Below are 15218 nucleotides of genomic sequence, written 5' to 3'. Positions count from 1 at the left end.
TGGGGATGAACAACGCACAACAAGCGATCAAGCAATTGATCGAACAAACAGAACAAAGTGTCATTGGTCAAAGTCATGTGGTCCGTGCTTTGGTTATTGGTTTGCTGACTAACGGACATGTGCTACTTGAGGGTTTGCCGGGAACAGCAAAAACGCGCTCGGTAAAATCTTTGGCGAACTTGCTCAATACGAGCTTTGGACGTATTCAGTTTACTCCAGACTTATTGCCGTCAGACGTCACTGGCACCGAGGTGTACCAAGAAGTCGCGGGTAAGCCACAACTGCATTTTCAACCGGGACCAATATTTAACAGCATTGTTCTTGCCGATGAAGTAAACCGTGCGCCCGCTAAAGTGCAGGCAGCGTTGCTTGAAGCGATGGCAGAAGGGACAATTACCGTGGGTGATAAAACGCACCAGCTACCTGAACTGTTTATGGTACTAGCGACACAAAACCCAATTGAGCAAGAAGGAACCTATCCGTTGCCTGAAGCGCAGATGGACCGCTTTATCATGAAGGTGACCGTCGATTATCCAGAAGATCAAGCCGAGCGAGACATTATCCGCTTGGTTCGCAGTGAAGAGCTTGGCGCCAAAACTTCACAAACGGTAATTTCAACAGAGCACATTTCTTCCGAGCTGATTCTTGAAGCGCGTCAACAGTTGCCGCATATTGCGGTCTCTGAGTTGGTTGAGGATTACATCGTCGCTTTGGTGATGGCGACCCGCAAACCGCAGCGTTACCCAGACTCTCAACTCGACAAGTGGATTGAAGTTGGGTCAAGTCCACGTGCGTCTATTGCGCTCGATAAATGTGCTCGTGCTTATGCTTGGCTACAAGGTCGCGACCATGTCCTGCCTGATGATGTTCGCGCTATGGTGCCTGCCGTCATGGGACATCGTTTTTCACTGAGTTACGATGCGCTGGCAGACGGCGTTGATCATCAACGCGTGATTGAAGAACTGTTAGATTACGTCGAAATCGGCTAAGCGCGGAGGTAGAAATGGCCAAGCCGACTCTTGCCCCTCAGTCTCAAGGATTCGATCCGCGTTTATATTGCGATTACGCCCGTTTGGTTCGCTTGCAAGATCAGGCCGAATCATTCAGCCTTTTGCCACACCTCAAAGCTGGCAGTGTTCTATCTGGACGTCATAACTCTCTGTTTCGTGGTCGTGGTTTGAATTTCGAAGAGTTACGCCATTACCAGCTCGGTGATGATATTCGTAAGATCGATTGGAAAGTGACGATGCGCACCGGCAAACCGCACGTGAGAAGTTACACCGAAGAGAAAGACCGTAACGTCATTATTTGTGTTGATCAGCGCAGTGCGATGTTTTTCTCCTCGATTGAAGTGATGAAATCGGTGGTTGCAGCGGAAATCGCTGCCATGTGTGGATGGCGAGTATTGAAAGACGGTGACCGAGTTGGGTTGGTGATTACCGCGTATCAACGCGTTTTTCATAGCAAAGCACAGCGCTCGCAAAATGAATTCTTAGCCCAGCTAAAGCGCCTTGCTCAGTCCAACCAAGCCTTGAATGTTGATGCGCACAACAGTGAACACGTCAGCTTTTCGCGCTGGCTGGAACAAGTGAAAAGAATGAAGCTCAAACAGTCGACGATTATCTTCATCAGTGATTGGCATGACTGTGAGGACCACCATCTTGACCATCTGAAACAACTTCAACAGCACAACGATGTGCTGGCAGTGATGGTCAGTGACCCGTTTGAACAGTCGTTACCAAAAGACTTAGCTAGTCTGAAGTGGGTAGTGGGAGATGGGCGCTATCAACTCAACTTAGACAGTAAAGCCAAAGTCGAAACCGCCAGCTTGCATCTGGCCGAACGAATGGCGCAGCAAAGGCAGTCTCTGACTCAGCTTATGTCGATCAAAAAACTACCCCATATCGAGCTAGATACGTCCGGAGAGCATATCGCTAAGTTTCAACAGTTGGTGGGGGGGCGATAATGGCGACTCTCCATACCCCGCCAAGTACCTATATTTTACGCAACTTGCACGATGTTACAGTGCCTGAAAGTGTCAGTTGGTGGCCACAAACCATTGGCTGGAAGCTACTTGCTTTAGCGATATTGCTTGCACTTGTGTATTGGACCTACAAAGCGCTGTGTCGTTGGTGGAACAATCGCTACCGAAGTGAGGCATTAACTGCGCTGAATGAACTCAATCCTCAAGATAACGACACAGGTAAAAGACTGTTTTCTATTTTGAAAATCGTACTGGTTTATCTCGATAGTGGTAACGCCCGCCTGTTCGATGCTGCCTTCTTAGATAAGCTCGATGAACTCTGCCCAGAGCAACCCGCTTTTAACGATCAAATCGCAAAGCTGTGGCAGCAAAGTTTGGTCAATCCGAACATTGAACTTAGTTCTGAACAAAATGCAGAACTGATCAAACGAGCGCAAGTTTGGCTTAAACAACATCGCCTAAGCGTGAAAACTCAGGAGGGTAGAGTATGAATACGTTGCTCTCTCTGAGCAGCCTAGAGTTCGCGCATCCATTATGGTTTTTGCTGTTACCACTGCCGCTGCTTATCTCTTATCTTGTGCCAGCTTATCGCACCAAACAAATGGCAATTAAAGTACCTTTCTTTCAATTGCTGGTCGATGCGATTGGAGAGACGCCGTCGGAAGGCGCGAGCCAACTAGCACCCAAATGGTGGCAACGCGCGACACTAATTATTTCTTGGTTGTGCGTCGTAACGGCATTGGCGCAGCCAAACGTGCTGGGTCAACCACAAGTGCGCGAGCGACTCGGGCGTGATGTTATGGTCGTGGTGGATTTGTCCGGTTCGATGGCAGAAATCGATTTTAACTCCAAGTCGGGCAGTAAAATTTCTCGTCTTGACGCCGCCAAAGAAGTGCTTGGTGAGTTTGTAACCACAAGAAAAGGTGACCGATTGGGTTTGATCTTGTTTGGTGATGCGGCATTTGTACAAACGCCGTTTACCGCTGACCAACAAGTTTGGCTAGAGTTACTCGAGCAAACCGAGGTCGCGATGGCGGGGCAAAGCACCCACCTTGGTGATGCGATTGGTTTGGCGATCAAAGTGTTTGAACAGAGCGCTAAATCCAATCCTCAGCAAGGCCAGCCAAAAGAGAAAGTGGTAATTGTGCTGACCGATGGTAATGATACCGGCAGTTTTGTCGAACCGATTGATGCGGCAAAAGTTGCCAAAGCGAAAGGTGTACGCGTGCATGTTATCGCGATGGGAGACCCGCAAACCTTAGGTGAGTCTGCGTTAGATATGGAGACGATTGAACGTATCGCGAGTGAATCAGGAGGCAAAGCATTTCAAGCGCTTAACCGCGATGAGTTAGCGCTCGCTTACCAAGAGATTGGTGAACTTGAACCTCAACTCTACGAAAGTACCACTTATCGACCAAAACAAACTCTACACCATTATTTGCTGGCGATTGTGGTTGTCATGCATCTGCTGGCATTCAGTTTAGCTACGCTGCAACGAAGACGATTAGCAAACTCTAGCTCAGGCTCTCTACAGGGAGAAAAGCATGTTTGATTCTCTGCCTGTTGAGCAGTTTTTCAGCCAGTTTCACTTTCTCAGACCTTGGTGGTTACTGGCGTTTGTGCCGATGGTGTTACTACTTTGGCTACGATCATTGGAAGATTCCCGACCAAGCTGGAAAGATGTGTTACCCGAACACCTACGCAGCGCGCTGACTATCGGCGACAAAGGCTGGCGAAAACAGTTGCCGCTTAAGTTACTGCTGGTCAACGTGACGTTGGCGATTATCATTTGCGCCGGGCCAACTTGGCAGCGAGAAGCCTCACCATTTGGGGAAGATAAAACGTCAATGCTGGTGGTGCTAGACAACAGTGATTCTATGCTGCAAAAAGACTTGCCGCCAAGTCGTCTAGAGCGTGCCAAGCAAAAGGTGCGAGATTTACTCGCAGCGCGAGAAGGCGGCCGAACTGGACTGGTTGTTTACGCTGGCAGCGCACATGTCGCTATGCCAGTGACGCAAGATGCAAAAGTGTTTGACCCTTTTCTTGCGGCTATTTCGCCAGACATCATGCCTGTTGACGGCAAAGACGCCTCGCAAGCCTTAGCGCTTATTGATCAACAGCTAAACAACGAACTGGGCTCGAGCGTATTGCTGGTCAGCGATGGCGTGACGCCCAATACGATTGATCGTTTTGCCGCGTTTTTTTCAGCCAGGCCTTATCAGTTGCTGATTCTCGCTGCGGGAAACCCTGATCGAGTCAGTGATAATCCGATGGACTTAGACTCATTGCGTGCGCTAGCTCGTGCCACTGGTGGGCGCTTGGTTGAAGTGAGCGTCGACGGTAGTGATATCGAAACGCTGAACCGCTTGGTGGAGCGTAACATGCAGCTCAACGGTGAATCGTCGATGCCTTGGAAGGATATGGGCTATGTACTGCTTTATCCTATTGCGCTGATCATGATGCTCTGGTTCCGTAAAGGTTGGTTGGTGCAGTGGTGTTTACTTGCGATGGTGTCTGGTTCTTTGTTGTTGCCTAAACCGGTAATGGCTCAACCAGTGCAGAGTAAAGCTGAGCAAGTTGAAGTGATTCAAAAAGTCACTTTGTGGGATAAGCTCGCGCAAAGTTGGTGGGACTTGTGGTTAACGCCGGATCAGCAAGGTCAACGCTTACTGAACGACAAACAATACCTTGAAGCGGCGAAACATTTTAAAGACCCACTACGCAAAGGTACGGCTTATTACTACGCAAGTGAATATAAGCTAGCGCATAGCGCATTTTTACAGTTAAGGCACGCCGCGACACAAGACGAGCGAGACTTAGGCTTGTACAACGCCGCCAGCGCATTGGCTCGGCAGCGAGAGTACGTCGCTGCCAGAGATTTACTGCAAACACTCGCTGCGCAAGACACACTAAGTGAGCAGCTACGTCCAGACGTTGAGCACAATCTCGCCGTGATTACCGCTTTGGTGGATGAGATTAACCGGATGAGTGAAAGTCAGGGCAAATCGGCAGAAGGGCAGCAAGAGATTTCCGTAGAGCTAGGCGAGGAGCAACCAAAAACTGGCGACGGCTATCAAGAACAGACTTCTGAAGAACTGATGACCAAAGAGTCGATAAGTGCTGAAGAGTTGTTGAATGACCAAGCGGTGGCGGATAAATGGCTCAAACGGGTTGAAGCTGACCCGAAATATTTCTTACGCACCAAATTCCAAATCCAGCTCCACAATCCAGTCGACGCGTCTAGCAGTGCCAACGAGCGAGGTGAGGAGTAACTATGTTGACTCAAAGTAAGTCGATTCAAAACTATCACTCGTTATCTCAATCTAACTTGTTGATTGATATTGGTTTTATGGTGGTGCTGGTTTTGTTGATGCCGTTTAATGGCTTTGCAGCAGAGTTGGATATTGACCAATTGCAGCGCAACCATGATGTTGAAGTCACGGCTTGGATCGGCCAGCAAGAGGACAGTGGTGCAGCGCAAGTGAGCGTTAACCAACAAGTGATTTTGAACATCGAAGTTGCGACGTCTCGTTGGTTTACTGGTGGCACCCGTATCGGCACAATCGATGTCGCCAATCTGATTGCAAAGCAACGTAACCAACTGGCCACTAACTTTATTGATACAAAAGGTGATAAAACCTGGGCTCGCCAGCGTTGGGAAGTGACGCTTTACCCACAAGCGTCGGGGAGCTTTGTGATTCCACCTGTTCCGGTTTGGGTAAAAGTCTCTGCGCCTGATGGTTCTAATGTAGCGGGCACTTTATACACGCCACCGCTCGGGCTTGAGGCGACTCTACCCACCGGGTTGGTTAGCGATACAACCCCGTGGTTTGTTGCGTCAAATGTTGAAGTAGAGCAGCAGTGGCACACCTCGCAGGAACAACTGAAAGTCGGTGATGCGATTACACGAACAGTAACAGTGAGTGCGCAAGATAGCCTTTCGGTACTGTTGCCAAATCTGCTCTCAGGTCAGTCTACTCAGCAATACCATGTCTACCCGCAACCACATCAGTTGTCGGATTTGCAAACGCGTGGCGACTATCAATCGGCTCGAACCGAACAGAGCGTGTATGTGATTCAACAAGGCGGGGATATCACAATACCGGATATCGAATTTCAGTGGTGGAACAGCAAAACTAACCAGCTTGAGACTGTGGTGGTTAAAGGGCAAAGCTATCACGTTAAACACACGCTTGCGTCTTTCCTCAAAGCCTACTCATCGTGGCTAATTGCCGCTGGTGTCGTGCTTACACTCATGGTTTCGACGACGCTTAGCGTTAAGCGTTACTACCGAAAACGGCCTGTACCTGCTTGGTTAACCTTCCGTCGTCTAGTTAGAGCCGGGCGTTGGGGCGAGGTACGTACGTTGCTGTACCGACAAACGCGTACCCATACTTCACTGTTAGAAATGACCAAAGTGGATAGCAGTGCATCGTGGCAACAAGATAGTCTACGTGTTCAATCTGGTGAACAAGACGTCAGCCTAGTTAAGCGCATGTGGCGATCGATTCCACGTAACAGACAGCGTAAGTTTGCATTGCGTGTGCCTAAAGCTATTCCGACATTAGATAAAGTGCGTCAAAACCGAGGTTAGAACGCATGATCGGGAAAACAAAAGCGCCACATCGTGAGATGTGGCGTTTTGTTTTTATCTATGGAACGCATTTTTGCGCTTTATTCTGTCGACAATGCCATGATTCGATAAAAAGTCGACGGAATCAACCTCTATCAATCTGCTAACGACCGGGGTTTTATAGTTCAGGTTTGTCACTGTTGCTAACGTTGTGCCGTGAAACGTCGATGAGGTTTTCAAGGCTGCTTCTTTTATATGTGTATTGAAAATCAGCTTTTTAACTCTAGGATTTTGTAAGAGGAAGGACGTCAGTTGGTCTACTGTATAGGCAGTCCATTCTGTGTCATAAGGCATAAATACGCTGACAAACATCAACTGATCTTCATTTTGGCTGTTAGGAGCAGGTTCTGACAGCAGGCAGAGACTATTCTGTCTGTACTTTTCAACCAGAGAAGTTAAAGCGTGTAAGTTATGGCAACTCCATGAAAAGTGTGCATGTAGATTCTGGCGGCTTAGATAAACCAAGTAGTACCAGTTATCTCGTTGCTTGTTTATTTCGTTCGCAATGCAACCATAGATATCGCCATGGAACGCCATCAGCTTTAAACAATGACGATGTATCTTCTCAATGTTTTCAGTATTCAAATGTTCATAGAGGGGAAAATCTTTATCGAATCGACTCTTTTTATATGAAAATGAATCAGAACTATTGTAACCGAATAATGAATTACTCACACCGGAGTTAACGAGATAGTTATACCATTCGTCAAACTGTTTAATTTTGGTTTTTGACAACGATATATCGATCTTTTCAACAAGATTGGAAAGATCAACATCAAAAGACTTTGCTATGGTAAGGATCTTATTGAGTGAAGGGGTCGACTTTCCTCGCTCCCAGCGCCCATAGGACATTAAATTAAGAGATTCAAAAATAGACGCTTCGGTGGTTAGACGGTTGATCATATCATTTTGAGTTAAATTGTTTTCGAGCCTTATCTGTTTTAGAAAACTACTAAACTGCATAGCTTCACGGTACCCCTTCTGAACTTGTACTGACTTTATTTTCATAGGAACTCAATTTCCTATTTTTCTTATTTTTATTTGATTTTATTATCAACCTAATGCGGATTAAACTTGGGTTTAAATATAAAACCCATTTCACATCAAGTTCTTTTGCTATATATGATGATTTGTAAGGTGATGATTTGTAAACGTTATTTTCTAAACTTTGAGACAAGTTGTTATGCTTGTTGTTAATATGAAATAATGTTTCATTATTAAAATCAGCAAGTTATGTTAATTTTTTGTGTGTTGTTTCTTTTTTTAACTTAAATTTTAAATGTGTTATATCGTCATCTATATAAGTTGGTTAAATTGACGGCGATTAAGGGTAAGTAAAGCGCTTCGTTAAAAATCTTGTAAATGGACGTTCAGTAATTCCGAGCGCTAGGCTTTAAATATAGAGCACTAGAGTGGGTAAATATGAAGTTTAAGTATGAAAAAGTACTAGATCGTCATTTGAATGTTTTTGGCTATGAAGTATTGCACCATAACGCATCAAAAATACCGTGGTCGGATGTTGATGACTCTTGGCTCAATCAAAATCTGATTGAACAACTAGAGGAAATAGTCCAGTTGTGTAGCGTTGAAGGTGCGCGTAAAAAACTGACGTGTTTTTTAAATCTAGAAAGAAAACAACTGCGAGATTTAGATTTTGTCAACAAGGTGTCTCAGTTAGTTCATCAAATTGGTCAATTTGATATCAAGGTGTGTTTCGAAATAACGGAACGGCACTACAGCGAAGTCAATAACCTTTTGCAAGTGGATGAGTTGAGAAAGTTAAAAGAAAAGTATCAACTTACGTTTTCAGCCGATGATGTTTCTTATAATGATCCTAGAGCCAAAGAAATTGAGTCTGATATTTATGACTTCGTGAAGCTAGAACCACAATTATTCTATACATCGTGTACTAATAACTTTGAAAATGTTCACAACTGGATGAATACGATAAAGGAAAAATGCTCCTGCAAGTTTATTGCTGAAAAAGTGGAAACAAAAAGTATGCATGATTCAGCGAGTACAATGCCATTTGACTACTTTCAAGGTTATTTATATCTATAAACACTTTAAACTTTCGATTTTAAAGTTGTTATTGTTTTGTCTTTATTTGAACGCAGAATAGCGCATCAGAGCTCTGACTACTTCGTATTAATTCAAATAAGGGTTATTTCTTTATGTTCGCTTCTAAGAAAAGTTTACTAGCAACGTTATTCATTGCTGGAATCGCTAGCGCATCTCTCGCCAATGCTTCGTCTACGGCAACGCTAGTATGGAATGGTGTAGTACCTGGTTCGACCGCGGGTGACGACTTGATCATTACCGGTATTGGTGGCTCTCTGACGGCGCATTCAGGCTCTCTCACTGCAAAAGAAGACGGAACGTTTATTTCAGATGAGATTGTGTTGGAAGCGCACGAGAATACAGGCGATGCGTCAGCGCCAGTTATCGGTGATTTGGCAGCGGCTTCTTGGACCTTGAGCAATGCATCACTGACTTATGACAATGTTAATGTTGACACGGCAACGTTAGCCGTTGTGGTCAATGGTTCAACATTAGCGGTGGGTGAAGGTGTTGGCGGTTCTACTGGTTTAGAAACTATCACAACTAGCGTGAAGCAAACTACATCGCTTGAACCATCGTTAGTTGCAGAGACTGCAGCTCAAGTATCGGTAACGTTTATTGCTGATGCTATTTAAACGACTATCTAAATAATGAAAGGGCCTATTTATAATAGGCCCATTCTGTATTCATGTTTTTATGAACCGTATCTTATGCTTATCGTTATTTTTATTCTCATTGAACGTTGTCGGTGCCGTTACTACGTTAACACCCTTCACTATTATTAATATCAATGAGCTTTATGAAAACTCGATCACAAACGTATTTTTTTCTCCAAGTAGCCTGAAGCTAGAAGTTTCTGACGATGGCTCAAAGTTCAATGACTCTGAATCAATGTTAAATATCGAAACTAATATCCCTAAAGTTGTATACGATATTCCGTATTCAATATCTTTTACTGAGATTTCTTCAAAGTGCATTGATCTTTTCGACAACGAATACATCTTGGATAATGAGTTTTTGGGTATAACGGTGGATAGTCAGTCTATCGGTGAAAATTATTCTGTCACTTTTTCGGACTTCAACTCAGACGATGGAATATACAAATCCTCTAACCATCGAGTTGCTTTGTCGTTTATGCCGTTCAGTGAAATCGGAGCTTCGCATGAGATCAAATCGTGCTCAGGGAAAATAGCGACAGAAATTGGGGTTGAGATCTAGTGCAACACATAAACTCAACGGCTCTTGCGTTATGCACTTGCTTGTCAATGGTTGCAAACGAAGGTCACGCCTCGACGAAGTTTCCTCAGGGTTTTGAAGATCTGTTCGTTTTAAAAGAACGGCAAATCAAGCTGCGAAATCTTGACCAAACATATACGGATACGCTCGGCCTATTGGCTACATACAACAAGGTCGCCCTTGATAAAAACAACCAAGCTAGCATAAAAAAAGTCACGGAGTTTTTGCAAAATAACGCTATTGATAACGCTTATCAGAGAGCGATCCTCAATCAGTTGATTCAGGGTGTTGAAGACAAAGATTTGTGCCGCGGTGAACTGAGTCGCTGCGAAGTGACACCTGATGAGTTCGAGTGGGTATATAACTATAATGACAATGAATTGTATCTATTCGTAAATTCAAAAATTCTCTCGTATCAAGATCACGACGAAGACAAAACCTTTTACGACCCGAGAAGTGCCGATAATGCATTGATCAACTCTTCTGACCTTTACGTGAGCAAATATTCCGACCAAGAAGGGATCTTGTCGCTAAATGATAAGGCGGTGTTAGGGTTACCTTACGGTTACCTCAAAACGGACTTTAACGCGACGACGTATAACGGAAGCTCACAGTTGTATGAGGTGTCGTACAATCTGGATGTTGAGGGAAACACCTACAACGCTGGCTACTTTGAATATGATCCCAACGTCAACTCAACCGATTTCTTAAACAATACCGCCAAAATGCCTCAGCGCTCGCTAACCTTTTCAAGCTCCAACAAATTGCTGGTAGGGGGAAAGAGTAACTATCAAGTGATCAGCTTCTATTCTCCACGTAGTGGCAGCGTTGAGTTGTATCGAGATGGTCGCTTGGTCTATCAAAATAATATTGATGCTGGCCAGAATACCATTCGATACAGCGACTTACCTCAAGGGCGCTACGAAGCTAGGTTAGATATTCTTAATTCAGGTGACTTGGTTAGTTCGCAAACCTATCAGATTTACAACAGCCAACAAGACAGTCTAGAAGTGGGTAGTGTCGATTACGCCATTTCTGGCGGCGTATTTTCCGACAGTTACTATGATTACGACCAAGATCAGGCGGCCAGTATTGAAGATGATGCGTACGGTAAAGCACTGGTCAGTTATCGACCTTTTGCATCATTGTTGCTTGGTGTTGGCGCATTGGCGACAAAAGAAAGTTCGTTAATAAATGCTGGAGCGAGATTTAATTGGCTGGATAGCGATCTAAACACAGAAATCGTCTATAGCCAGTTTGAACAAGCGGAACACTTCAACGCCAATATTGGGATTCCGAACTTAAATGTCTCTTATGAGTTCCTAAATAACGAGCAAGGTGACCCGCTCGCCAGCTTTATGTATGGCTATGCGGACTACTCACGATTCTCCGTCAATTTGTCCCAAACATTTGGCGGTGGAAAATCCTTCTACGCTATCTATACACTGAATGAAAACAGGAGCTTATCGGAATACGATGCAGACGCGATACCGCGAGACCGCATTCTATCATTGGGCTACGCCACACCTTTTGTCTTAAATTCTTGGTTGAACCTGAACTTCGATTATTCCGCAGAAGAAGAGGATACCTCGTTTAGCCTGTTGTGGACTCTGCCGCTATCGGAAACCATCGATGTGATTACTGGCCTCGATACGACTAATTCGTCTTTGGGTCAGGTGTCTACGTCGCTGAGAAAAAACAACCTATTCGACTCCGACTCCGTCAATAGCTCTTTGGAGCTGTCGAATACCTTTAGCCGCCTGCAAAGTGATATGTATCAAGAGCTGACCTTCAATGGCAGTACACGCAATCAGTATGTCGATACCAACTTGAATGCTTACTCTTCGACTAAGGGCGAAATGGGAATCAGTGGCAAGGTATCCAACACCCAAGTGGTGACGACAAACAGCGTTTCCTTTACCGATCAAGCGGCACCGTCTTATCTACTTATCGATGTTGAATCGGAACAAAACATCGATAATTCGTTGGAAAAGGGCACGTTTACGCTAAAGAAAGAACGTCAAGATAACAGCAAACTGATGGTGTATGAGGATTCCACCCTTATCCCATTGCAAGACTACACCAATTATCAAGCTTATTTTGACGCGGAAAGCGTCGACTTTTACAACAGCGGTGACAATCGCATTCAAGCCTTTTCTTACCCTGGAACGCTAAGCCGGATTAATCCGAAGATTAACCGAGTTGTCTCGTTTATCAGCGTCTTTAGGGACTTCAATGGTACGCCGATCAACCAACTAAAGTGCGAAGGCGCAGGTTGTTTGAGTGTGTCAGAAGTGGTTGATGATGTTTACCGAGTGTCAGTGCTTGAAGGTGTGGCATTCAAACTTTCCTCCGACCAATACCAGTGCTTGATTCCGAAAGAACTGGCGGCAACCAATAAGCTCAATTTTGGCGTCAATTACTGCTTACCAACCACACAAAGCGAAACCGATGCTTTCTCCGATGCACAGTCAAAGATCAAGTTTTTGGGTGTGTATCAGAGCTCACTTCAACTCAAGCAAGAGATCGCTCGCTTATCTCAGGCGGGTTTCAACGTAATAGAAAAACCGATTGGCCAAGCCAGTGCCATTTATCTCGCAACGAGCCACATGGCTAAAGAATTTGAAGCGAGCAACGGTATTGTCGACGCAATGCGAGTAATGCAACTCACCGATTTTAATGCGCAAGCACTCACGACGCTGACGAGCCCATAATGAAAGGAAACAGTGATGAATATTAATCAACCGTTACGCTATTTTTCACTCTTATTGATGCTGTTGTTACCTGTACACAGCTACGCGTTTAATGTCGATAAAATGATTGTTGTGTCTGACGAACATGGGAACGGGGTCGTTACGCTTAATAACGACGAAGAGAGAACGCTGTTTGTTGAAGCCACTGTCAACGAAATTGCCATCGATAAAGACAATAATGTGGTTAAAACCGAGTACCAAAGCGCCAATATTGAAGACTGGAAAATATCACTGACGCATACAAAACTGGTATTGAAACCCGGTGAGTCGAAGAACGTCGGTGTGCGCAGTTTGTGTAAGAGTACGACTTGCGACGACAGTCGCGACCTGATGTTTATGCTCTCTTTTGTGCCAAGTACCTATAAACCAGAGCAAGACGCGACTTCCAGTGTTGAGATCAACTATGGATTTGCACCTGTCTACATCATCCCTACGCCTAAGCCCAAATTTGATTACGCTATCAAAAACAACGGTGACGAAATTTATATCGACAACAAGAGTAATACGCTGATCAACGTTTTCATTGATAGCTGTACTCAATCTGGGCAGTTGGAGTGTAAACAGAGATTTGCGGTCGTCGCAGGGCGTAAAAAACACTTTAAATTACCTGCGAACATGCAGGCGGAAACCCTCAATGTCACCGTCACTTCCCATGATAGAAGTTACGCCAAAGAACTTAGTGTGGTTAGGAGCGAACCCTAATGCGTCACCACATTAAGTATTTGTTTTTATTCCAGGTTCTCTTTCTGGGTTCCGCATATGCAGCGTTTGATATACGTGCAGATGTTGATTCACAACGGGTTTCTTGGCGTAATGTGACGTACGCAGATGGCGATATGGTACCTAGCATGTGGGCAACACCGCCAATGCTTCGCTCGACTTCCGCTTGGGTACCCGCGACCTTTGCCGCTCAACCTCAACAAACGTTGGTCTTACTAGGATCCGGTGGAAGCAGCGCGCCAATCGTGATCGACATTGCTGGAATGGAATACAACACCGTCGGCATTACCTATACCCCATTATCGTCGTCGATGGGAGGCGGTTGTAGCCGAGACAAAGTTCAACTACCGATCATTAGTTTAAAAGGTGAAAGTTGTATTTCGTCGACTAAGTTAGTGAATAACGTCTCCGTCAACCCATTTGTATTTTATCGGCCAATTTTCAACATAAGCGATACGAGTATTACCTCTGCTTTAGCGGGACTTCCGGAAGGTATCTACAGCGGTGTGGCGCCGATTAACATCCGCTATTACTACGACAGCAACGGTATTCTGACCTACCGAAATATCAGCGAAGTACTGATGGTGAAGGTCAACTACAGCCCCGCAGATATCAGTCATGTCGTGGTCAATGGGAATGGGTTTATGGCGCCTCAATACGACACTATGTCCCGCCGTATCTCAGCGGATACCCAATACGACATTACCGTCAATGGTAATTTTACCAATGGCATTGTGTTGAACATGCCAAATCAAACTTATGAGCTGGTTAATGAAACAGATAACTCAGTAACGATTCCTTATCAAGTCGTCTGCTCAGGGTGCAATGTCACCAATTTGGTTGACTCTCAAGGACGGTTAATCACGCCAGTGAGTACGGTTGGTGCTAACTCAGGAGCCATCACCTCACTCAATTTCCTTTTGGATCTCAGTTATGACGTGTCGGGAATAGAGCTTATGTCCGGGCGTTATTCAGATGACATTGTGCTAATTATTGAGCCCGGGATATAAGATGAAGAGTTGCTACGCTATGATATTGCTGGCTTATATCTCTTTACCCTGCGATGCTTCGGAAAGTGGGGCTTCCCCTTGGCAAATTGGCGCTAGCGTCACATTTGACGCTTTTGAAAATCAGCTTAAATCTGGTGGTTCAATTGGTTATGAAGGGGCCGTTGGCTATCAACTGAGCGAACAAAATCTTCTGCTTGAAGCGGGATACAAATACGCTCAATCTTCAAATGCGACACCCCCTCGATTTGATCCGTTGTTCACAAGGTTTAAAACCTTCCTGCCTGTGAGTGATTACGCCTCACTGTATGTCGGTGGTGGTTTAGCGTATGACAAAAATACGTTAGCTCCGTTACTCAATGCGGGATTCCAATATCAACTGAGCCGCAATTGGTTCGCTGATTTAGGTTATCAAGCCGCCTTTGGTGTCGACGAAGATAATCTCTACACCTTGAATGCTTTGCTGTCTTATCGCTTTGATACTCATCGAGCACATGCGGCTTCTAATGTGATTGATGCCCCCCCAATCAATGAGTTGTTATACGAGGACAGCGAACCGGCACAAGCCGCAATTCCTCTTCAACCTCCTCGTGAAGTTCCTGATAAAAAATGCCAAGTACGTGTTGAACAATATCGGGTAATGCCGGGGGATTTTCTTGTACGAATTGCACATTCACTGAATCAAACCCTAGAGCAGATTTTAATTCTTAATCCGTTTCTGTCAGAGGATCGAGATGTCAACATCATTTATCCAGGTGAAGTCATCAATTATTAACGTTGAGAATGACGCTAATGATGACGCAGCTGCTGTTTAATCTGTCCTG

At 45.0% G+C, this 15218-nt stretch carries 14 protein-coding genes; 13 read left to right on the top strand and 1 reads right to left on the bottom strand.

Annotated elements, in window-relative coordinates; genetic code table 11:
* The first annotated feature begins 5 nt into the window (after nt 1–5).
* The 6 genes from HCZ42_RS04650 (at nt 6) to HCZ42_RS04625 (ending at nt 6578) form a co-directional block, all read left to right on the top strand.
* Nucleotides 6–989, top strand: coding sequence for an AAA family ATPase (locus tag HCZ42_RS04650; RefSeq protein ID WP_167419577.1), 984 nt, complete (start codon nt 6–8; stop codon nt 987–989).
* A 14-nt stretch (nt 990–1003) separates the two neighbouring features.
* A complete protein-coding gene (locus tag HCZ42_RS04645; protein WP_167419576.1) occupies nt 1004–1966 on the top strand; it encodes a DUF58 domain-containing protein in 963 nt (320 codons plus the stop codon).
* A complete protein-coding gene (locus HCZ42_RS04640; RefSeq protein WP_167419575.1) occupies nt 1966–2475 on the top strand; it encodes a DUF4381 domain-containing protein in 510 nt (169 codons plus the stop codon). Before HCZ42_RS04645 ends, HCZ42_RS04640 begins: the two co-directional genes overlap by 1 nt.
* On the top strand, nt 2472–3536 hold the full coding sequence (locus tag HCZ42_RS04635; RefSeq protein WP_167419574.1) for a vWA domain-containing protein: 1065 nt from the start codon (nt 2472–2474) through the stop codon (nt 3534–3536). The genes HCZ42_RS04640 and HCZ42_RS04635 overlap by 4 nt, the downstream gene beginning before the upstream one ends.
* A complete protein-coding gene (locus HCZ42_RS04630) occupies nt 3529–5256 on the top strand; it encodes a vWA domain-containing protein (RefSeq protein ID WP_167419573.1) in 1728 nt (575 codons plus the stop codon). The genes HCZ42_RS04635 and HCZ42_RS04630 overlap by 8 nt, the downstream gene beginning before the upstream one ends.
* Before the next feature lie 77 nt (nt 5257–5333).
* The gene (locus HCZ42_RS04625; protein WP_167419618.1) at nt 5334–6578 is read left to right on the top strand and encodes a BatD family protein; all 1245 of its coding nucleotides are present in this window, start codon (nt 5334–5336) and stop codon (nt 6576–6578) included.
* 54 nt (nt 6579–6632) lie between these two features.
* On the opposite strand, the gene HCZ42_RS04620 is transcribed toward HCZ42_RS04625, so the two are convergent.
* Entirely contained in the window at nt 6633–7625 is a 993-nt protein-coding gene (locus HCZ42_RS04620) for a helix-turn-helix domain-containing protein (protein WP_167419572.1), read from the bottom strand.
* 414 nt (nt 7626–8039) lie between these two features.
* Here HCZ42_RS04620 and HCZ42_RS04615 point away from each other — a divergent pair, with 414 nt between their 5' ends.
* The 7 genes from HCZ42_RS04615 to HCZ42_RS04585 all read left to right on the top strand — a co-directional run bounded on the left by HCZ42_RS04615 (nt 8040) and on the right by HCZ42_RS04585 (nt 15169).
* Nucleotides 8040–8678, top strand: coding sequence for an EAL domain-containing protein (locus HCZ42_RS04615; protein ID WP_167419571.1), 639 nt, complete (start codon nt 8040–8042; stop codon nt 8676–8678).
* A gap of 113 nt (nt 8679–8791) precedes the next feature.
* A complete protein-coding gene (locus tag HCZ42_RS04610; protein WP_167419570.1) occupies nt 8792–9313 on the top strand; it encodes a hypothetical protein in 522 nt (173 codons plus the stop codon).
* Between the two features lie 61 nt (nt 9314–9374).
* A complete protein-coding gene (locus tag HCZ42_RS04605; RefSeq protein WP_167419569.1) occupies nt 9375–9896 on the top strand; it encodes a hypothetical protein in 522 nt (173 codons plus the stop codon).
* A gap of 242 nt (nt 9897–10138) precedes the next feature.
* The gene (locus HCZ42_RS04600; protein ID WP_167419568.1) at nt 10139–12628 is read left to right on the top strand and encodes a TcfC E-set like domain-containing protein; all 2490 of its coding nucleotides are present in this window, start codon (nt 10139–10141) and stop codon (nt 12626–12628) included.
* 15 nt (nt 12629–12643) lie between these two features.
* Nucleotides 12644–13369: a hypothetical protein gene (locus tag HCZ42_RS04595; RefSeq protein ID WP_175579394.1), complete on the top strand. Its 726-nt coding sequence runs from the start codon at nt 12644–12646 to the stop codon at nt 13367–13369.
* Entirely contained in the window at nt 13369–14397 is a 1029-nt protein-coding gene (locus HCZ42_RS04590) for a hypothetical protein (RefSeq protein WP_167419566.1), read from the top strand. The genes HCZ42_RS04595 and HCZ42_RS04590 overlap by 1 nt, the downstream gene beginning before the upstream one ends.
* Before the next feature lie 19 nt (nt 14398–14416).
* A complete protein-coding gene (locus HCZ42_RS04585) occupies nt 14417–15169 on the top strand; it encodes an outer membrane beta-barrel protein (RefSeq protein WP_167419565.1) in 753 nt (250 codons plus the stop codon).
* Nucleotides 15170–15218: the final 49 nt, after the last annotated feature.

This window comes from Vibrio hepatarius (assembly GCF_011806575.1).
In the GTDB taxonomy this organism is placed as follows: domain Bacteria; phylum Pseudomonadota; class Gammaproteobacteria; order Enterobacterales; family Vibrionaceae; genus Vibrio; species Vibrio hepatarius_A.
This window is presented reverse-complemented; position numbering and strand designations above follow the sequence as displayed.

Bases quoted from the DNA above. Each gene is read 5' to 3' on its own strand.
- HCZ42_RS04585 (WP_167419565.1), top strand. From the start codon at position 14,417: ATGATATTGCTGGCTTATATCTCTTTACCCTGCGATGCTTCGGAAAGT.
- HCZ42_RS04645 (WP_167419576.1), top strand. From the start codon at position 1,004: ATGGCCAAGCCGACTCTTGCCCCTCAGTCTCAAGGATTCGATCCGCGT.
- HCZ42_RS04620 (WP_167419572.1), bottom strand. From the start codon at position 7,625: ATGAAAATAAAGTCAGTACAAGTTCAGAAGGGGTACCGTGAAGCTATG.
- HCZ42_RS04625 (WP_167419618.1), top strand. From the start codon at position 5,334: ATGGTGGTGCTGGTTTTGTTGATGCCGTTTAATGGCTTTGCAGCAGAG.
- HCZ42_RS04595 (WP_175579394.1), top strand. From the start codon at position 12,644: ATGAATATTAATCAACCGTTACGCTATTTTTCACTCTTATTGATGCTG.
- HCZ42_RS04650 (WP_167419577.1), top strand. From the start codon at position 6: ATGAACAACGCACAACAAGCGATCAAGCAATTGATCGAACAAACAGAA.
- HCZ42_RS04635 (WP_167419574.1), top strand. From the start codon at position 2,472: ATGAATACGTTGCTCTCTCTGAGCAGCCTAGAGTTCGCGCATCCATTA.
- HCZ42_RS04590 (WP_167419566.1), top strand. From the start codon at position 13,369: ATGCGTCACCACATTAAGTATTTGTTTTTATTCCAGGTTCTCTTTCTG.
- HCZ42_RS04640 (WP_167419575.1), top strand. From the start codon at position 1,966: ATGGCGACTCTCCATACCCCGCCAAGTACCTATATTTTACGCAACTTG.
- HCZ42_RS04615 (WP_167419571.1), top strand. From the start codon at position 8,040: ATGAAGTTTAAGTATGAAAAAGTACTAGATCGTCATTTGAATGTTTTT.
- HCZ42_RS04630 (WP_167419573.1), top strand. From the start codon at position 3,529: ATGTTTGATTCTCTGCCTGTTGAGCAGTTTTTCAGCCAGTTTCACTTT.
- HCZ42_RS04610 (WP_167419570.1), top strand. From the start codon at position 8,792: ATGTTCGCTTCTAAGAAAAGTTTACTAGCAACGTTATTCATTGCTGGA.
- HCZ42_RS04605 (WP_167419569.1), top strand. From the start codon at position 9,375: ATGAACCGTATCTTATGCTTATCGTTATTTTTATTCTCATTGAACGTT.